The 18,595-nt window shown below is 70.8% G+C and carries 18 protein-coding genes and 1 tRNA gene; 5 read left to right on the forward strand and 14 right to left on the reverse strand.

Going from position 1 to position 18,595, the window contains the following annotated elements:
* The first annotated feature begins 170 nt into the window (after positions 1 to 170).
* From KBX08_RS18775 to KBX08_RS18785, 3 genes are all read left to right on the forward strand, one after another.
* Positions 171 to 1,217 carry a LacI family DNA-binding transcriptional regulator gene (locus KBX08_RS18775; RefSeq protein WP_210784763.1) on the forward strand — a complete coding sequence of 349 codons (1,047 nt, stop codon included), beginning with the start codon at positions 171 to 173 and terminating at the stop codon, positions 1,215 to 1,217.
* A gap of 32 nt (positions 1,218 to 1,249) precedes the next feature.
* Positions 1,250 to 2,884, forward strand: a complete 1,635-nt coding sequence (locus tag KBX08_RS18780; protein WP_210784764.1) for a glycoside hydrolase family 13 protein — start codon at positions 1,250 to 1,252, stop codon at positions 2,882 to 2,884.
* A 207-nt stretch (positions 2,885 to 3,091) separates the two neighbouring features.
* Complete coding sequence (locus KBX08_RS18785; RefSeq protein ID WP_210784765.1) at positions 3,092 to 3,463, forward strand: VOC family protein; 372 nt, start codon at positions 3,092 to 3,094, stop codon at positions 3,461 to 3,463.
* Positions 3,464 to 3,467: 4 nt separating this feature from the next.
* Here the strand turns inward: KBX08_RS18785 and KBX08_RS18790 are convergent, their stop codons facing one another.
* From KBX08_RS18790 to KBX08_RS18815, 6 genes are all read right to left on the reverse strand, one after another.
* Complete coding sequence (locus KBX08_RS18790) at positions 3,468 to 3,905, reverse strand: hypothetical protein (RefSeq protein WP_210784766.1); 438 nt, start codon at positions 3,903 to 3,905, stop codon at positions 3,468 to 3,470.
* An 81-nt stretch (positions 3,906 to 3,986) separates the two neighbouring features.
* On the reverse strand, positions 3,987 to 4,373 hold the full coding sequence (locus tag KBX08_RS18795; RefSeq protein ID WP_210784767.1) for a GntR family transcriptional regulator: 387 nt from the start codon (positions 4,371 to 4,373) through the stop codon (positions 3,987 to 3,989).
* Positions 4,373 to 5,299 (reverse strand): YhjD/YihY/BrkB family envelope integrity protein, encoded by a 927-nt coding sequence (locus KBX08_RS18800; protein WP_210784768.1) that lies wholly within the window; start codon positions 5,297 to 5,299, stop codon positions 4,373 to 4,375. The genes KBX08_RS18795 and KBX08_RS18800 overlap by 1 nt, the downstream gene beginning before the upstream one ends.
* Before the next feature lie 109 nt (positions 5,300 to 5,408).
* Positions 5,409 to 5,990, reverse strand: coding sequence for a 2'-5' RNA ligase family protein (locus KBX08_RS18805; RefSeq protein ID WP_374101953.1), 582 nt, complete (start codon positions 5,988 to 5,990; stop codon positions 5,409 to 5,411).
* A gap of 13 nt (positions 5,991 to 6,003) precedes the next feature.
* On the reverse strand, positions 6,004 to 7,029 hold the full coding sequence (gene trpS, locus KBX08_RS18810) for a tryptophan--tRNA ligase (protein WP_210784770.1): 1,026 nt from the start codon (positions 7,027 to 7,029) through the stop codon (positions 6,004 to 6,006).
* A 33-nt stretch (positions 7,030 to 7,062) separates the two neighbouring features.
* The gene (locus KBX08_RS18815; RefSeq protein ID WP_374101955.1) at positions 7,063 to 8,121 is read right to left on the reverse strand and encodes a hemolysin family protein; all 1,059 of its coding nucleotides are present in this window, start codon (positions 8,119 to 8,121) and stop codon (positions 7,063 to 7,065) included.
* Between the two features lie 287 nt (positions 8,122 to 8,408).
* Between KBX08_RS18815 and galE the strand changes: the two genes are divergently transcribed.
* Positions 8,409 to 9,392 (forward strand): UDP-glucose 4-epimerase GalE, encoded by a 984-nt coding sequence (gene galE, locus KBX08_RS18820; RefSeq protein WP_210784772.1) that lies wholly within the window; start codon positions 8,409 to 8,411, stop codon positions 9,390 to 9,392.
* A complete protein-coding gene (gene galK / locus KBX08_RS18825) occupies positions 9,389 to 10,561 on the forward strand; it encodes a galactokinase (protein ID WP_210784773.1) in 1,173 nt (390 codons plus the stop codon). Before galE ends, galK begins: the two co-directional genes overlap by 4 nt.
* Positions 10,562 to 10,703: 142 nt before the next feature.
* Here galK and KBX08_RS18830 read toward each other — a convergent pair whose 3' ends face one another.
* The 8 genes from KBX08_RS18830 to KBX08_RS18865 all read right to left on the reverse strand — a co-directional run bounded on the left by KBX08_RS18830 (position 10,704) and on the right by KBX08_RS18865 (position 18,476).
* Positions 10,704 to 11,957, reverse strand: a complete 1,254-nt coding sequence (locus tag KBX08_RS18830; RefSeq protein WP_210784794.1) for a sulfate adenylyltransferase subunit 1 — start codon at positions 11,955 to 11,957, stop codon at positions 10,704 to 10,706.
* A gap of 74 nt (positions 11,958 to 12,031) precedes the next feature.
* On the reverse strand, positions 12,032 to 12,943 hold the full coding sequence (gene cysD, locus KBX08_RS18835) for a sulfate adenylyltransferase subunit CysD (RefSeq protein ID WP_210784774.1): 912 nt from the start codon (positions 12,941 to 12,943) through the stop codon (positions 12,032 to 12,034).
* Between the two features lie 75 nt (positions 12,944 to 13,018).
* Positions 13,019 to 13,849, reverse strand: coding sequence for a 3'(2'),5'-bisphosphate nucleotidase CysQ (locus KBX08_RS18840; RefSeq protein WP_091394622.1), 831 nt, complete (start codon positions 13,847 to 13,849; stop codon positions 13,019 to 13,021).
* 132 nt (positions 13,850 to 13,981) lie between these two features.
* Positions 13,982 to 14,572 (reverse strand): aminoacyl-tRNA hydrolase, encoded by a 591-nt coding sequence (gene pth, locus KBX08_RS18845; protein ID WP_210784775.1) that lies wholly within the window; start codon positions 14,570 to 14,572, stop codon positions 13,982 to 13,984.
* A 94-nt stretch (positions 14,573 to 14,666) separates the two neighbouring features.
* Positions 14,667 to 15,362, reverse strand: a complete 696-nt coding sequence (locus KBX08_RS18850) for a 50S ribosomal protein L25/general stress protein Ctc (protein ID WP_210784776.1) — start codon at positions 15,360 to 15,362, stop codon at positions 14,667 to 14,669.
* A gap of 333 nt (positions 15,363 to 15,695) precedes the next feature.
* The gene (locus KBX08_RS18855) at positions 15,696 to 16,676 is read right to left on the reverse strand and encodes a ribose-phosphate diphosphokinase (RefSeq protein ID WP_030329105.1); all 981 of its coding nucleotides are present in this window, start codon (positions 16,674 to 16,676) and stop codon (positions 15,696 to 15,698) included.
* Between the two features lie 58 nt (positions 16,677 to 16,734).
* A complete protein-coding gene (gene glmU, locus KBX08_RS18860; RefSeq protein ID WP_210784777.1) occupies positions 16,735 to 18,294 on the reverse strand; it encodes a bifunctional UDP-N-acetylglucosamine diphosphorylase/glucosamine-1-phosphate N-acetyltransferase GlmU in 1,560 nt (519 codons plus the stop codon).
* A 110-nt stretch (positions 18,295 to 18,404) separates the two neighbouring features.
* Positions 18,405 to 18,476, reverse strand: a tRNA-Gln gene (locus tag KBX08_RS18865).
* Positions 18,477 to 18,595: the final 119 nt, after the last annotated feature.

The following is an 18,595-nucleotide window of genomic DNA, read 5'->3' on the forward strand; positions in this document are numbered from 1 at the left end:
GGGGGAAGGGCGGGCCCGCCAGTGGAAACCTCTGGAAGTTCTTGCCAACCGGCGCATGGATGCTGCGCCGCTGCTCTCGCATGTTGCGGGGACGTTAGCAAGACGTTGCAAGTTATGGAAGGGCTTGCAGAGCACTCCGCAAGAACTTGCCGGTGGGCTAAAGTGCCGCCATGCGCGCTCGACTGTCCGACATCGCCCAGCAGGCCGAAGTCAGCGAGGCCACGGTGTCGCGGGTGCTCAACGACCGCCCCGGCGTGGCCCCGGAGACCCGGCAGGCCGTCCTCACCGCCCTCGACGTGCTCGGGTACGAGCGCCCGGCCCGGCTGCGTAAGCGCAGCGCAGGTCTGGTCGGCCTGGTGGTGCCGGAGCTGGACAACCCGATCTTCCCCGCCTTCGCCCAGGTCATCGAGTCCACACTGGCGCAGAGCGGTTTCACCCCGGTGCTCTGCACTCAGACCGCCGGCGGCGTGACCGAGGACGAGTACGTGGAGATGCTGCTGGACCGGCAGGTTTCCGGGATCGTCTTCGTCTCCGGCCTGCACGCCGACACGGCCGCCAACCACGACCGCTACCGGGCGCTGCTCGCCCGGCCGTTGCCGGTCGTGATGATCAACGGGTACGTGCCCGGCATCGGCGCGCCCTTCGTCTCCTGCGACGACCGGGAGGCGGCCGAACTGGCCGTCGCCCACCTGGTCGCGCTCGGGCACCGCCGGATCGGCCTGATCACCGGCCCGGACCGGTTCGTCCCGGTGCAGCGCAAGGTGGCTGGCTGGCGCTCCGCGATGACCCGGCTGGCCGGCGTCGCCGAAGCCGACCTGGGCCCGCTGGCCGAGCTGTCACTGTTCGGGGTGGAGGGTGGCGAAGCGGCGGCCGGCCGCCTGTTGGACCGCGGCGTCACCGGCGTGGTCTGCGGCTCCGACCTGATGGCGCTCGGCGCGATCCGGGCCGCCCGTCAACGCGGCCTCGACGTCCCCGACGACCTCTCCGTGGTCGGCTATGACGACTCCCCACTGATGGCCTTCACCGATCCGCCGCTGACCACCATGCGGCAGCCGGTCACCGCGATGGCGGTGGCCGCCGTCCGCGCCCTGGTGGACGAGATCAACGGGCACGGCGCCCCGCACTCGGAGTACCTGTTCCGCCCGGAGCTGGTGGTGCGCGGCTCCACAGCTGTCGCGCCGACCTCCGCACGCCTCTCTTACGCAAGATCTGCTTGACTCTTGCAGCGCCGGGCCGGCATATTGCTCGAATGATCAGCACCGCCACCCCGCCGCACGCCACCGACGACGACTGGTGGCGCTCCGCGGTCGTCTACCAGGTGTACGTCCGCAGCTTCGCCGACAGCGACGGCGACGGCACCGGCGACCTCCAGGGCATCCGGCAGCGCCTGCCGTACCTGCGCGAGCTCGGGGTGGACGCGCTGTGGCTCACACCCTTCTACACGTCGCCGATGATCGACGGCGGGTACGACGTGGCCGACTACCGGGACGTCGACCCGATGTTCGGCACCCTCGCCGACTTCGACGCGATGATCACCGACGCGCACGCCCACGGCCTGCGGATCATCGTCGACCTGGTGCCCAACCACACCTCCAGCGCGCACCGCTGGTTCACCGCCGCGCTCGCCGCCGGCCCCGGCTCACCGGAGCGGGCCCGTTACCTCTTCGCCGACGGCAAGGGCACCCACGGCGAGTTGCCCCCGAACGACTGGGAGAGCATCTTCGGCGGCCCCGCCTGGACCCGGATCGCTGACGGTCAGTGGTATTTGCACCTGTTCGACCCGTCGCAGCCGGACCTGAACTGGCGTCACCCGGAGGTCCGCACCGAGTTCGAGGACGTGCTGCGGTTCTGGCTGGACCGGGGCGTCGACGGATTCCGCGTCGACGTGGCGCACGGCATGATCAAGGCGGAAGGGCTGCCGGACGTCGGCTTCAGCACGGCGACCACCGGCCAGCGCCAGGTCGAACTGCTCGGCAAGGGCCGGCTGCCGTACTTCGACCAGGACGAGGTGCACGAGATCTACCGGGCCTGGCGGCCCATCCTGGACAGCTACCCGGGTGGCCGGATGGCGGTCGCCGAAGCGTGGGCCGAGACACCACAGCGCCTGGCCCGCTACATCGGTCCGGACGAGTTGCACCAGGCGTTCAGCTTCGACTTCCTCGACGCCACCTGGTCGGCCGACTCGTTCCGCAAGGTGATCGACACCGCGTTGGCCGAGGCGACAGTGGTCGGGGCGCCGACCACCTGGGTGCTGTCCAACCACGACAAGCAGCGGCACGTCACCCGGTACGGCGACGGCGTCGAAGGGCTGCGCCGAGCCCGGGCCGCCAGCCTGCTGATGCTCGCCCTGCCCGGCTGCGCCTACCTCTACCAGGGCGAGGAACTGGGCCTGCCGGAGGTCCTCGACCTCCCCGACGAGCTGCGCCAGGATCCGGCGTTCCTGCGCACCGGCGAGAGCCGCGACGGCTGCCGGGTGCCCATCCCGTGGAGCGGCGAGCTGGCCCCGTACGGCTTCGGACCGGCCGGCAGTGAGCTGAGCTGGCTACCCGCCCCGGCGCTCTGGCAGGCGCTGTCCGTCGCGGCGCAGACCGGCGTGTCCGGCTCGACCCTGGAGCTGTACCGGACCGCGCTGCGGATCCGCCACGTTCATCCCGCGCTCGCCCTCGACGCCGACGGGTTGACCTGGCGGGAGAGCGAGCCGGGCGTGCTGGCCTTCTCCCGCTCAGCCGGCGCCTCAGTGCTGACCTGCGTGGTCAACTTCAGCGGCGCGCCGGTCCTGATCGACGGGTACGGTCAGCCGCTCGTCGCCAGCGACGAGCTCACCGAACAGGGCTCCGGCCAGCTGCTGCCAATTGACGCGGCAGTCTGGTTGGAACGGCGCTGAACGGGTAACTCGTTCTCGACCTGGTCGTTCGTCGTGCCCCGCGCCGGCGGGCGACTGGGCTACCGGCCCCTTGTGGTGGGGGGTGAGGTGCCACCGGCGCCGCGCGGAGTCCGCTCCGCGTGGCGCCGGTGTCCGTGTGCCGCCGGTGGTTAGACCCGCAGATGTCACGGGTACCGCATTGGGCACCATTACTACGGAGGTGACCCCATGGTGGTACGGATCGCCCAGTGCACGCTCGACGTCGAGGACCTGGACCTGATGGTCTCGTTCTGGTCCGCGGCGCTCGGCTACGAGGTCGAGAAGGGCGACGACGGCAGCGCCAAGCTCTGGCCGCCGGGGCAGCCGTCCGCCGCCGCGCCCACCGTGTGGTTGCAGGGCTCGGGCACCGCCAAGCGGGGCAAGAACCGGCTGCACCTCGACCTGGTCGCGGACACGGACCCCCAGTCCGAGGTACGGCGGCTGGTGGGCCTCGGCGCGCGGCAGGTCGACGTCGGGCAGACCGGAGCCGAACAGTTCACGGTGCTCGCCGATCCCGAGGGCAACGAGTTCTGCGTACTGGACCGCGCGCCGACCCGCTGACGTCTCACTTCGCGGTGAGCAACGCCGCGATCCGGGTGAAGCCGGCGCGTACCTCGGCCTCGTCCGGCGCTTCGGCGGGCTCACCGTGGCCGGCCTCGTCGGCTGCCGCGTCCAACTCCTCGTCGATCACGTCCTCGAAGTCCCCGTACAGGTCGGCCCCCTCCACCTGACGGGCCTCGTCCTCGGCGGCGACCTGCGCGGCGGCGATCTCACTGCGGATCTCGTCGGCGGACAGCGCCGGCAGCAACGGCTCCACCACGGCCATCAGCTGCTCCTCGGCCACCACCGCCTCGGCCAGGGCCAACGCGTGCGGTCGCTCGTACGGCCCGCAGACCACCGGCTCCCACTCGTCGAGATCGCCGAGCGGACCGAAAGTGATGATCCATGGCAGGCCGAGGAGCGGTGAGTCCGCCGGCAGGTCCAGTGTCATGAGTGCGCCCACCGGCTCATCATGGTCCGCGAACGCGAGCGACGACGCCGTTCTGCTCAGTTATCGCCCGTCCGACGGTCGATCGGCGGCCGGTCAGCCGGGGCGGACCGCGTCCAGGGCGGCGCGGACCAGGGCGAGCGCGGTGGCCGGCGGCACGCCGAGCCGGGCGGCCTCCGCCGCGTAGCCGGCCGCCGCCCGCTGCAACCGGTCGACGGCGTCGTTCCGCCCGGGGGCGACGAAGGTGCCGTTGCGCCCCCGGGTCTTCAACAGCCCGGCCGCCTCCAACTCCCGATAGGCGCGGGCCACCGTGTTCGCGGCCAACCGCAGGTCGGCGGCGAGCTGCCGGACGGTGGGCAGTCGGCTGCCCACCGGCAACCGGCCGTCGCCGATCAGCTCGGCAAGCTGCACGCGCACCTGCTCGTACGGGGGCACCGACGAATCCGGGTCGACCGAGATCAGCACCTGCGCGCCTTCCGTCATCAGCCCGCACCGCCCGGCGCACCGGGGTCGATGCCCTCGTCGACATCCTTCGGTGGGGCGGGGGTTTCCGCCAGGTCCACCACTCGGCCGTTGGTGCTGGTCGCCAGGAGCGCCGCGCCGAACAGCACCAACTGGTTGAGCAGGTAGAGGTACAGCAGCAGACCAACGGCGCCGGCCACCACGGTGTACGCCGGGTTCCGCTCGGTCCGCACCACGTAGTATCGCCCGACGGTGTTCAGCAGCGTGATGCCGACAGCCACCAGTACCACCACCGGGCGCAGCCGGGACCGGCTCATCCGCAGCCGGGGCACTGCCAGCAGCAACGCGGTGGCGAGCACTGTGTTGACCAGCACGCTGAGCACCGCGCTGATGGTGGTCAGACCCACCGACCCGGTGCTGCGCAGCAGGAAACGCAGCAGCGACTCCAACGCGTCCACCGCCGCGACCGAGACGCCGAGCAGCACGAAGATGCCGATCATCACGCCCAGGTCGACGAGCCGCCGCACCACCAGATTGCCCGGCTGCTGGTTGAGCTGGTACATCAACCGCTGCGAGGACCGGATGGCCTCGACCCAACCGATCCCGGTGAAGACCAGGATGACCAGGCCGACCACACCGACAGTGCCGCTGGAGTTGGCGATCTGCTCGGCGTCCAGGAACGGCAGATTCTCCTTGAGGAAGTCGGCCGCCGCCGCGCTGACCTCGTCGTTGTCCTCCAGGATCGCCCCGAAGATGGAGAACGCGACAAGGGCGAGGGCGAACACGGCGAAGAAGCCGTAGTAGGCGATGGCGGCGGCCAATCGGCCGGCCAGCACCTCGCCGTACAGCACCCCGGCCCGCCACACGTGATCGAAGAGCCCCGACCGGTGGCGCGCGGCGCTCACCCAGCGGTCGATGCCCGCCTCGATCTGGCCGATCACGTTCACGCGATCATCCTCGCCGATCTCCCACCGCTGTAGTGGCAACCGGCTCCCGATGCTCGCCGGCCGGCGCGTCGCAGATGCTTCAGGTGCTGACGGTTCGGTTGCCGGCGCTTCAGTTGCCGAGGCAGAAGTCCCGACGCGGCTGCCACCTGGCCTGCCCGCTGTGCGAGAAGAGGGTGAACCCGTCGACCTCGAACATCGCGGAGAAGTCGGCCAGATCCTCGTACACCTTGTCCAGGGCCTCCGGTGCGACGTCCTGAGCCACTGTGACGTGCGGATGGTACGGGAACCGGAGTTCGCGGTGCAGGCCCGGCGCCGCGGCGATGGCCGCGGCCAGCAGCTCGCACTCACTGATCCCGGCGGCCACCGCGACGAACACCACCTGGGTGACCGGACGGAACGTGCCGGTGCCCCGCAGGTGCAGCGTGAACGGCAGGTGCGCGGCGGCTACGGCGGCCAGGTGCCGCTCGACCGCCGGCAGGTTGGCCGTCCGGATCTCAGTGGGCCCGAGCAACGTCACGTGCGCGGGCACCGCCAGCGGATCACCGGCCTCGACCCGCCGCCGGGTGAGCAGGGCACCCCACGGCTCGGGGATGTCCACCGCGATGCCGATCTGGATGGTGTCGCCGGCCGGCGGCACCCCGCCACTGCGATCCACGCTTCGCGCCGCCCCTCCGACCACCGAGCCGTCCACCTGTACCGCGGAGCTACTCGCCGCGCACGGGCGGGAAGAACCCGACCCGCTCGTACGCGGACCGCAGGGTCGTCGCGGCCACCGCACGGGCCTTCTCCGCGCCGGCCGCGAGCAGCTTGTCCAGCTGCGCCGGATCGTCGAGGTAGGCGCGGGTGCGCTCCTGGATCGGCCGGACGAAGTCCGTCACCACCTCGGCCAGCTCCTTCTTCAGATCGCCGTAGCCACGGCCCGCGTACGCGGCCACCAGCTCGTCGATGCCGCGGCCGCTGAGCGCCGAGTAGATGGTCAACAGGTTGGACACACCCGGCTTGGTCTCGGCGTCGAAGACGATCTCCCGACCGGTGTCGGTCACCGCCGAACGGATCTTCTTCGCGGACCGGGCCGGATCGTCGAGCAGGTCGATGATGCCGGCCGGCGAGGACGACGACTTCGACATCTTCGCGGTCGGGTCCTGCAGGTCGGTGATCTTCGCAGTGTCCTTGACGATGTGCGGAGCGGGCACCGTGAACGTCGCGCCGAACAGCGAGTTGAATCGCTGCGCCAGATCCCGGGAGAGCTCCAGGTGCTGGCGCTGGTCCTCGCCGACCGGGACCGCGTTGGCCTGGTAGAGCAGGATGTCGGCGGCCTGGAGGACCGGATAGGTGAACAGCCCGACGCTGGCCCGCTCGTTACCCTGCTTCTGCGACTTGTCCTTGAACTGGGTCATCCGGCTGGCCTCGCCGAAGCCCGTGATGCAGCCGAGCACCCAGGCCAGCTGCGGGTGCTCGGGCACCTGCGACTGGACGAACAGGGTGCTGCGTTCCGGGTCGAGCCCGACCGCGAAGAGCTGGGCGGCGGCCACCCGGGTCCGCTGGCGCAGCAGCGCCGGATCGTGCCCCGCGGTGATGGCGTGCAGGTCCACCACGCAGTAGAACGCGTCGTGGGTGTCCTGTAGCGCCACCCAGTGCCGCACCGCGCCGAGATAGTTGCCGAGGTGGAACGAGTCGGCTGTCGGCTGGATGCCGGAGAAGACGCGGGGCCGGGCGGGAACGTCGGACATGGCGATAATTCTGTCAGCAAGCAACCCGGTCCGTCATGACGGGCCGGCGGGTCGGCTCCGGCCCGCCGGTGCCGGGGTGCTGACCTCGCGTGGTTCGCCCGCGCCGACCCGGCGAGTCGGCCCGACCGCGACCCGGCGGCGCTGCCCCGCCACCACCTCCCGGGCCGGCTCGGGGCCGCCCGCCGGGACCGACCCGGACTCGCGGCGCCGCTCGGTGCTCTGCTCGGTGGTGCGGGCGGCGGAGACGGCGAGTCGGGCCACTCGGCGGCCGTCCAACGTGAGCACCCGCAGCAGCCAGCCGGCCGGCAGCTCGGCCGGATCGGGTGCGCCGACCTCGGCGGGCTCATCCGGCACCGGCACCTCGTCGCCGGTGACCGGGAGCCGGCCCAGCGCGGCCATGACGAACCCGCCCACCGTCTCGTACGGTCCGGCGGGTAGTGCCACCCCGGTCCGCTCCGCGAAGTCAGCGAGGTTGAGGCGGCCGTCCACCACGGCGGGCAGGCCGGCGTGCACCGGGTCCGGGGTGGCGTCGTACTCGTCGTGGATCTCGCCGATCAACTCCTCGATGAGGTCCTCCAGGGTGATGATCCCGGCCGTGCCGCCGTACTCGTCGACCACCACCGCGAGGTGCTGGCCCTCCCGGCGCATCTCGGTCAGCGCGGCGAGCACCCGTTTGCTGCCCGGGAGCCGCTTCACCTCGCGGGCCAACTCGCCGACGGTGACGCACGGGTCGGTGTCCGGGCGCAGCAGTACGTCACGGAGGTGCACGAAGCCGACCACGTCGTCGTGCGTGCCGTCGGTGACCGGATAACGGGTGTGCGTTTCGGCGCGGACCAGTCGGGCGGCTTCGACGATTGTCAGCCGCGCCGGGAGGAAGACCACCTCGGTACGCGGCATCATCACCTCGCGGATCAGACTGGCACCGGCCACCAGGACCTCGTCGATGATCCGCCGCTCGTCCGGGTCGAGCACCGTGTTCGCCGCGACCAGGTCCCGCAGATCGGCCTCGGAGATGTGCTCCCGGCCGGCCGTCGGACCGGTCCCGAGCAGATCGGTGACGAGTCGGGTGGCGCCATCCGCGGCGCGCACCAGCACCCGGGCGACGGCCCGGGCGAGCGGGCCAGGGTCGCGGCGGGGATGTGCCCGCGCGTGTCGCCGGAGCCCGGTACGGGCCGCTTCCCGCATGACAGAGATGGTAGACACCGTGGGCCCACCACGCCGGGGATCACGCGGAGCGGCGGAGAGATGTTCGGCTCTGTTTAATCATGAGAGATTATGATGGAATGGGCTTGACGGTGGCGACGGCGAGAGCGCCGGCCACCGCCCTAGTGTGATCACCGAGGGCCACGTCCCGGGCGGGCCAGGCAGGAGGCAACGACGTGAAACTGCTCGTCACCGGGGGCGCCGGCTTCATCGGGAGCGTGGTGACCCGGATGCTGCTCGACGCCGGTCACCAGGTGGTCATCCTGGACGACCTGCGCACCGGCCACCGCGAAGCCCTCGCCCCGGACGCCACCCACGTGGAGGCGTCAATCCACGACGCCGCCCAGGTCATCACCGCGGACGCCGGGTTCGACGGGGTGCTGCACTTCGCCGCCCTGATCGCCGCCGGCGAGTCGATGGTCAAGCCGGAGCTGTACTGGCAGAACAACACCATCGGCACGCTCGCCCTGATCGACGCGGTCCGGGCCGCCGGGGTGCCCCGGATGGTCTTCTCCTCCACCGCCGCCGTCTACGGCAACCCCACCGAGCTGCCCATCACCGAGAACGCGGTAAAGGCACCCACCAACACGTACGGCGCCACCAAACTCGCCGTCGACATGGCACTCACCTCCGAGGCGATCGCGCACGGGCTGGCCGCCGTGTCGCTGCGCTATTTCAACGTGGCCGGCGCCCACCTCGACGGCGACATCACGCTCGGCGAGCGGCACGACCCGGAGACGCACCTGATCCCGATCGCGCTGGACGTCGCCGCCGGCCGGCGGGAGAAGCTCCAACTCTTCGGGGACGACTACCCCACTGTGGACGGCACCTGCGTCCGCGACTACATCCACGTCGCCGACCTGGCCCGCGCGCATCTGCTGGCGCTTGACGCGGCCACCGGCGGCCAGCACCGGATCTACAACCTGGGCAACGGCAACGGCTTCACCAACCGGCAGGTCGTCGACGTGGTCCGCGAGGTCACCGGGCACCAGCTGCCCGTCGAGGTCGCGCCGCGCCGGGAGGGCGACCCGGCCGAGTTGGTGGCGTCGTCCGCACTGGCCCGCGACGAGTTGGGCTGGGTGCCGCAGAAGCCGACCCTGCACGACATGGTCGGGGATGCCTGGGCGTTCTACCGCACGCACATCCTGGGCCAGTCATGACCCACCCGAGCAGTGACGTCGCCGAGCGGGCCGCGGCCGGCTTCTCCGCGCAGTTCGGTGCCGAGGCTGCCGGCCGGTGGGCAGCCCCGGGCCGGGTCAACCTGATCGGTGAGCACACCGACTACAACGAAGGCTTCGTGCTGCCGTTCGCCCTGCCGATGCGCACCGTCGTAGCGGCCGACCGGCAGGACGGGGAGCACTGGACGGTCTGGTCCGAGCTGTCCGGCGAGGCGATCACCTTCGGCGCGGACGACGTCGCCGAGGCGGGTCGAGTCACCGGCTGGGGCGCGTACGTCGCGGGTGTGGTCTGGGCGTTGCGCGAGGCCGGTCACCCGGTGCCGGGCGCCCGGCTGGCGATCGCCTCCGACGTGCCGCTGGGCGCCGGGCTCTCCTCCTCGGCCGCGCTGGAGTCGGCAGTGCTGGCTGCCCTGCTCGACCTCGGCGGGCTGAAGCTCGCCCCGGAACTGCAGCCGCGGCTGGCGCAACGGGCGGAGAACGTCTACGTGGGCGCGCCGACCGGCATCATGGACCAGTCGGCCGCGATCCGTTGCCGCGCTGGGCACGCCCTCTTCCTGGACTGCCGCGACGAGTCGGTCGAGCACATCCCGTTCGACCTGGACGCCGACGGGCTGGCTGTGCTGGTCATCGACAGCCGGGCGCCGCACCGCCACGCCGACGGGGAGTACGCGGCCCGCCGTCGCTCCTGCGAGGCCGGGGCCAGCGCGCTCGGCGTTGCCGCCCTGCGCGACGTGGGCGTCGACCAGCTCGACGTCGCACTGGCGCGGCTCGACGACGAGGAGACCCGGCGACGGGTCCGGCACGTGGTGACCGAGGACCAGCGTGTCCTGGACACTGTGGCACTGCTGCGCGCCGCCCGGGTCCGCGACATCGGCCCGCTGCTGACCGCCTCCCACGTCTCGATGCGCGACGACTTCGAGATCACCGTGCCGGAGATCGACACCGCGGTCGAGGCAGCGTTGGCGGCCGGTGCGCTGGGCGCGCGGATGACCGGCGGCGGCTTCGGCGGCTGTGTGCTCGCGCTGATCGAGGCCGGAAGTGCCGACGCGGTAGCGGCCGCCGTGACCGACGCGTACGCGCAACGAGGTTTCACCGCCCCCGGCACCGTGACGGTCCTCCCCTCCCCCGGCGCCACCCGCCTGCTGCCCTAACCCCACCCGAGCCGGTGCGGGGTGAGTTAGGGCTGTTCGGCGGGAGAGGCCCCTGCCGCGCCGATCTTGCAGTTTCCGTTGTCGACATGGGTTGGTGTGCCCCTTATGCCGGGGCAGAAAGTGCAAGATCGCGGGGCAGGGGTTAGGTGGCTTCGACGATCATGGCGGCGCCTACCGTGCGGTTGGTCGCCTCGTCGATGATGACGAAGCCGCCGGTGGTGCGGTTACGGCGGTACTCGTCGGCCAGCAGCGGCACCGTCGTGCGCAGTCGCACCCGGCCGATCTCGTTGAGCCGCAGTTCGTCGGCGGACTCGTCCCGGTGCAGGGAGTTGATGTCCAGCCGGTAGTGCAGCCCGCGCACGATCGCCCGGGCCGACCGGGTGGTGTGCTTGATCGCGTACCGGCCGCCGACCCGCAGCGGGGCCGTCTCGTCCATCCAGCAGACCATCGCCTCGATGTCCTGGGCCACCGCCGGCGCGTTGTTCGGCCGGCAGATCAGGTCACCCCGCGAGATGTCGATCTCGTCGGCCAGTCGTACCGTCACCGACATCGGCGGGAACGCCTCCGGGACCGGCCCGTCGGCGGTCTCCACGGCGGCGATCCGGCTGGTGAAGCCGGAGGGCAGCACCATCACCTCGTCGCCCGGCTTCAGCACGCCGGAGGCGACCTGGCCGGCGTAGCCGCGGTAGTCGGTGACAGTGGTGGACTGCGGACGGATCACGTACTGCACCGGGAACCGGACGTCGACCAGGTTGCGGTCGCTGGCGATGTGCACCCGCTCCAGGTGGTGCAGCAGCGACGGGCCCTCGTACCACTGCATGTTGTCCGACCGGGTGACGATGTTGTCGCCGCGCAACGCGGAGACCGGCACCACTGTCAGGTCCGGTACGTCGAGCTTCGCCGCGAACGCTGTGAACTCGTCGGCGATCCGCTCGTAGACCTCCTGCGACCAGTCGACCAGGTCCATCTTGTTGACACAGAGGACCAGGTGCGGCACCCGCAGCAGGGAGCAGAGGAACGCGTGCCGACGGGACTGCTCGACGAGGCCCTTGCGCGCGTCCACCAGGATCAGCGCCAGGTCCGCTGTCGATGCGCCGGTGACCATGTTGCGGGTGTACTGGGTGTGGCCCGGGGTGTCGGCGATGATGAACTTGCGCCGGGGGGTGGCGAAGTACCGGTACGCCACGTCGATGGTGATGCCCTGCTCCCGCTCGGCCCGCAGACCGTCGGTGAGCAACGCCAGGTTGGTGTATTCGTCACCGCGGGCCGCGCTGACCGCCTCCACGGCGGCCAACTGGTCGGTGAAGAGCGACTTGGTGTCGTAGAGCAGCCGCCCGATCAGGGTCGACTTCCCGTCGTCCACGCTGCCGGCGGTGGCGAACCGCAGCAGGTCCATCGGCCGGGCCTCCGGCCCGGCCCCGGTAACAGCCCGTGCCTCCGCGCTCGCGGCGGCCACGATCTCGGTGCTCATCAGAAGTAGCCCTCCCGCTTGCGGTCCTCCATGGCGGCCTCGCTGACCCGATCGTCACCACGGGTGGCGCCGCGCTCGGTGATCCGGGTGGCCGCCACCTCCTCGATGACCTTCTCCACGGTGTCCGCCTCGGAACGGACCGCGGCGGTGCAGGAGGCGTCGCCGACGGTGCGGTAGCGCACCTGCGCCTTGAACCGCTCCTCACCCGCGCGGGGGCGGAAGAACTCGTTGACGGCGTAGAACATGCCGTCCCGCTCGATCACCTCACGCTCGTGCGCGTAGTAGATCGACGGCAGCGGGATGCGTTCCCGGGCGATGTAGTGCCACACGTCCAGCTCGGTCCAGTTGGACAGCGGGAAGACTCGGATCGACTCGCCCGGGTGGTGCCGGCCGTTGTAGAGCGACCACAGCTCCGGCCGCTGGTTCTTCGGGTCCCACTGACCGAACTCGTCGCGGAAGCTGAACACCCGCTCTTTCGCCCGGGCCTTCTCCTCGTCCCGGCGGGCGCCTCCGAACAGCGCGTCGAAGCGGTGCTTCTCCACCGCGTCCAGCAGGACCGGTGTCTGGATCCGGTTGCGCATGCCGTCACCGGACTCCCGGACCATGCCGCTGGCCAGGGCCTCCGGCACGCTCGCCACCACGAGTTGCAACCCCAGCTCGGCGACCCGTTGGTCGCGGTATTCCAGGACCTCGGGGAAGTTGTGCCCGGTGTCGACGTGCATCACCGGGAAGGGGACGTTGGCCGGGGCGAACGCCTTCTGCGCGAGCCGCAGCATGACGATCGAGTCCTTGCCACCGGAGAAGAGCATCACCGGGCGTTCCATCTCGGCGACCACCTCGCGCATCACGAAGATGCTCTCCGCTTCCAAGGCGTCCAGGTGGGAGACCTGGTACGCCGCGGGGGTGGTCATGACAGCGACTCGATTCGCTCGCTCATCCGATTTCCAGACCTTTCCGGTCGGGCATGTCAAGAAAGTTTGCTCAGGCTACCCGGAATGTTTCTGCAGCGCTGCAAGCAACCGGGTGGCGAGATCCTTGCGGCAGACCAGGAGGTCGGGCAGCCGCGGATCCGCCTCGTTGTATTTCAGCGCAGAACCGTCGATCCGGGAAGCGTGCAGTCCGGTGGCCGTCGCCACAGCGATCGGGGCCGCCGAGTCCCACTCGTACTGCCCACCTGCGTGGATGTACGCGTCCACCTCGCCGGTGACCACTGCGGCGATTTTCGCTCCGGCCGAGCCCATCGGCACCAGGTGCGCCCCGACGTCCTCGGCCAGATCGGTCAGGAAGACCGGCGGTCGGCTCCGGCTCGCGGCCAGGCGGATCTTCCGCTCGCCGGCTGTCGCCGCCTCCACAGTCATCGGCGGGTACGCCGGCGGGTAGTCAGTGCCCAGCACCCGGTGCTGCGCCGGCAGCCCCACCGCCCCGGCGACCAGCCCGTGCGGGCTCGGCGCGTTGCGCGCCCAGAGCGCCACGTGCACAGCCCAGTCCGAGCGGCCCTCCTCGGAGAACTCCCGGGTGCCGTCCAACGGGTCGACGATCCACACCCGGTCCGCGTTCAGCCGTGACACCGCTCCGGTGTTCACCTCCGCGGCCCAGGCCAACCGCGACCCCTCGTCCTCCTCGGAGAGCACCGCGTCACCCGGACGCCACTTTGCCAACTCCGTGCGGATCAGGTCGTGCGACACCTTGTCCCCGGCCGACTTCAGCGCACCGGCGTCGGCGAAACCCATCTCCGTGCGCAGGTCGAGCAGCGCCTGCCCGGCCCGGGACGCCAACCATCGGGCAAACGCGCCATCGATCATCGGAGGACTGCTCATCTGTCCGCTCCCGTCGCCTCGCCACGCTGCCCGCACGGGCCGATCCGCCGCGACTCGCGTCGCCGGTCGCGGCACGCTGAAAGGCGCAGACTACCGGCCCGCCGTTTCCGATTCGGCTACGCCCCGCCCGGCTCAGCCGCCGTGGTAGAGGTTCTGGGTCGGCTCCACGCCCTTGATGATCACCGACTCCACCACGTCGGCGGCCCGGTCCACCAGGAAATCCAACTCCTTGCGCTCGGCCGCGCCAAAATCCGACAGCACATAGTCCGCCGGATCCTGCCGCCCCGGCGGTCGGCCGACGCCGAACCGCACCCGGGCGTAGTCCTTGGTCCCCAACGACTTCGACATCGAACGCAGGCCGTTGTGCCCGCCCTCGCCGCCGCCGAACTTGACCCGCACCTGGCCGAAGCCGATGTCCAGCTCGTCATGCACCGCGATCACCTGTGTCGTCGGCACCTTGTAGAACTGTGCCAACGCCGCGACCGGCCCGCCGGAGAGGTTCATGTACGTCAGTGGTTTGACCAGCACCAGCTTCGGCCCACCGAACCCCAGCCGCGCCTCGGCCACCTCGGCCACCGCTCGCTTGTGCCGGCCGAAACGCGCACTCACCCGCCCGGCCAGCAGCTCGGCCACCATGAACCCGACGTTGTGCCGGTTGCCGGCGTACTCCCGACCCGGGTTGCCCAGGCCGACCACCAGCCACGGCCCCGTCTCGTCCGTCACGACCCGTCCCTTCCGACGCCCATCCCACCGACTCCCGATATGCCGACAGGCGCCCCCGAACATCCGGGGACGCCTGTCGCACAGTACGAACCGATCAGGCCTCGGTGCGCGCCTCGGTCGTCTCGGCGCCCTCGGCCGGGGCGGCGTCCGCGCCCTCGGAGCCCTCGGTGGTCTCGCCGACCTCGGCCTCGGCCTCGTCGGTGGCAACCTCGACCTCGGGCAGCGTCGCCTCGAGCTGCTCGGCGGTCGGGGCGGCGGTGATCGACGCGACGGTCAGCTCCGAGTCGACGGCCAGCTCGACGCCGGTCGGCAGCTCGACATCGCCGGCGGTCACCAGGGTGCCCGCCTCCAGGCCCTCGATCGACGCCTCGAGGTGGTCCGGATCCTTGGTGGCGTCCGCGGTCACCGAGAGGGTGTCGTGGTCGTGCACGATCAGGGTGTCCCGGGCGGCCTCGCCGGTCAGCTGGACCGGGACCTCGACGGTGACCTTCTCGCCCCGGCGGACCAGGATCAGGTCGACGTGCTCGAAGGTGTCGCGGATCGGGTCACGCTGGATCGCCTTCGGCAGCGCCAGCACCTGGGTGCCGTCGGCGATGTCGATCGCGAAGAGCTGGTTGGCACCGCCCTTGCGGATCGCGGCGGCGAACTCCCGCGACGGCAGCGCGATGTGCTTGGGCTTCTCGCCGTGGCCGTACAGCACGGCGGGCACCTTGCCGGCCCGGCGGGTACGGCGGGCACCACCCTTGCCGAACTCGGTACGGGGCTCGGCGCTGATCTTTACCTCGGACACGGGGAAACTCCTGATGCTTTTCGCTGCGGCGGCTTGTCGTCTAACGGTGCTGGGGCGAGGGGCTCGCTGGGGCTCATGCGTCATGAACGACTGCCCGGAGCACCGCGTCGATGACGGTGCCTCCGTGCGGCGCTTTTCAGCGGCCCGCCGGGCACCCTCGCCGTGGCAACCGCACCAGTCTACCCGAGCTGTTTCCAGGGTTTCCGGCAGTCCCCGATCACGGCTCAAGACCGGCGCGTCGGTGGTGCTCCCACCAGCGTGCCGGCCCCGTTTCCACCAGTTTGCCAGCCCCGCGCCCGCCAGCGTGTCGACTGGCGGAAACGGGGCTCAGGGTCAGCTCAGGCCACCGAAGAGGGTGGTCACCGAGCCGTCGTCGAAGACCTCCCGGATCGCCCGCGCCAGCAGCGGCGCGATCGACAGCACTGTGAGCTTGTCCAACTGCTTCTCCGGCGGGAGCGGCAGGGTGTTCGTCACCACGATCTCGCTGATCGAGCTGTTCTTCAGCCGCTCGGTGGCGGGGTCGGACAGCAGCGCGTGGGTGGACGCGACCACGATCTCCGCCGCGCCCGACTCCTTGAGGATGTCGGCGGCCTTGGCGATGGTGCCACCGGTGTCGATCATGTCGTCGACGATCAGGCAGACCCGGCCCTCCACCTCGCCGACCACCCGGTTGGCCACGACCTGGTTCGGCTTCATCGGGTCACGGGTCTTGTGGATGAACGCCAGGGGGCAGCCGCCCAACCGGTCGGTCCACCGCTCGGCCACCCGCACCCGGCCCGAATCCGGTGCCACCACTGTCATCGGCCGGCCGGCGTACTTGTGCTCCACGTACTCGGCCAGGATGTCCATCGCGAAGAGGTGGTCCACCGGGCCGTCGAAGAAGCCCTGGATCTGCGCGGTGTGCAGGTCGACGGTGAGGATGCGGTTCGCGCCGGCGGTCTTCAACAGGTCGGCGACCAGTCGGGCGGAGATCGGCTCCCGACCACGGTGCTTCTTGTCCTGGCGGGCGTACGGGTAGAACGGCAGCACCACTGTGATCCGCTTGGCCGACCCCCGCTTCAGCGCGTCCACCATGATCAGGGTCTCCATGACCCAGGTGTTCACCCCGTGCGTGACGGACTGCACCACGAAGGCGTCCGAACCACGTACCGAGTCCTTGAACCGTACGAAGATCTCGCCGTTGGCGAACTCGTACGCGTCGGCCGGCGTCGGCGCGACGCCGAGCACCTCGCCGATCTCCTTGGCCAACTCCGGAAAGCCACGTCCGGAAAAGAGCATCAGGCTTTTGCGGTTTTCGGCGACGATGCTGCCCATGGGCCCGTCTGCTCCCGTTATGTCGGCGGTACCCGACCCGGTGTTGGTGGGTCAGGGACTATTCGGTTGCAGTATCTCCCGCGCCGGATGCGCCGCCCACCGTCTCGGTCGCCCCGTGGATTGCCTCACTGTGGCTTGCGGCACCAGTCGTCCCGGACGCACCCTTGGCGTCGCCGCCAGGCTGCGCATCCTTCGCGTCGCGGGCCCGCTGCGCCGCCTCCGCCGCGGCAGTGCCGGCGCGCCGCTTGACCACCCAGCCCTCGATGTTGCGCTGGCGCGCCCGGGCGACGCCCATCGCCCCGGCAGGCACGTCGTCGATGATCACCGAACCGGCCGCCGTGTACGCCCCGTCACCCACCTCGACCGGTGCCACGAACATGTTGTCCGCACCGGTCCGCGCGTGGCTGCCGATCACAGTGCGGTGCTTGTTGACCCCGTCGTAGTTCACGAAGACCGACGCGGCGCCGATGTTCGTCTGCTCGCCGATCGTCGCGTCGCCGACGTACGTCAGGTGCGGCACCTTCGCGCCGGCGCCGATCTGCGAGTTCTTCACCTCGACGAACGTGCCGACCTTCGCCTTCTCGGCCAGCTGGGCGGCCGGCCGCAGGTACGCGTAGGGCCCGACGGTCGCGCCCGCGCCCACCTCGGCACCGACGGCGTGGCTGCGGACCACCGACGCGGCGGGGCCGACGATCGTGTCGATCAGGGTGACGTCCGGCCCGATCAGCGCGCCCGAGCCGACCACGGTGCCGCCGCGCAACTGGGTGTTCTGGTCGACCACCGCGTCCCGGTCCAGCGCGACAGTCACGTCGATCCAGGTGGTGGCGGGGTCGAGCAGGCTCACCCCGGTGCGCATCCACGCCTCGTTGATCCGGTCGCGCAGCAGCCGACGCAGCGTGGACAGCTCCACCCGGTCGTTGCAGCCCAACGTCTCGACGTGGTCCACGGCGACGTGCACCGCCACCGGCTCACCGGCGGAACGGAGCAGACCGAACACGTCGGTCAGGTACTCCTCGCCCTGGTCGTTGTCGGTGGAGAGCTTGCCCAGCGCCTCGCGCAGCCGCACCGCGTCGAACGCGTAGATGCCGGCGTTGATCTCCCGGATCGCGCGCTGCGTCGGGTCGGCGTCGCGCTCCTCGACGATCTGCTGCAGGCGGCCGTCGACGTCCCGCACGATCCGCCCGAGGCCGGTCGGGTCGGGCACCTCGGCGGCCAGCACGGTGGCCGCCGCGGCGGCCTCCTCGTGCGCGGTCACCAGCGCGCCCACCGTCTCCGGCCGCAGCAGGGGAACGTCACCGTTGATCACCACGACGGTGCCGGCACCGTCCGGTACGGCCTCCAGCGCGATCCGTACGGCATGCCCGGTGCCGAGCTGCTCGGCCTGGAGCACCGGAGTGGCGTCCGGGGCGACCTCGGACAGGTGCGCCCGCACCTGGTCGGCGCCGTGCCCCACCACGACGACTGTGCGGTCCGCGCCCAACGGGGCGGCGGCGCTCAGCACGTGACCGAGGAGCGTCCGACCGAGCAGGGGGTGCAGCACCTTTGGCAGTGTCGACTTCATCCGCTTGCCCTCACCGGCGGCAAGTACGACGACGGTACGGAGGTGGGGCTGGGGCACGACGTGGCTCCCGTCGGGACGGCGGACACTCTCGCGGCCATGCTAGCCGCGGGGCCCGGCGCGTTCCCCTCTTACCCCCACCAGATCCTAAAACGGACGTAGGTGGGCAGCTCGGCCGCCAGGGTTCGAACCTGAAATACGGGTACCAAAGACCCGGGTGTTGCCAATTACACCACGGCCGATCAGCGACGCGAGGACGTCGCAGGAGGGATGGACATCCCGCCGCTACACCTTAGCGCCCCGGCCGTCGGATGCCAGCGCTCATCCCGTCTCACGGCGGGCGGTCGATGCCGTCGACCTT

The sequence above is a fragment of the Micromonospora sp. H61 genome, assembly GCF_018070325.1.
In the GTDB taxonomy this organism is placed as follows: Bacteria; Actinomycetota; Actinomycetes; order Mycobacteriales; family Micromonosporaceae; genus Micromonospora; species Micromonospora salmantinae.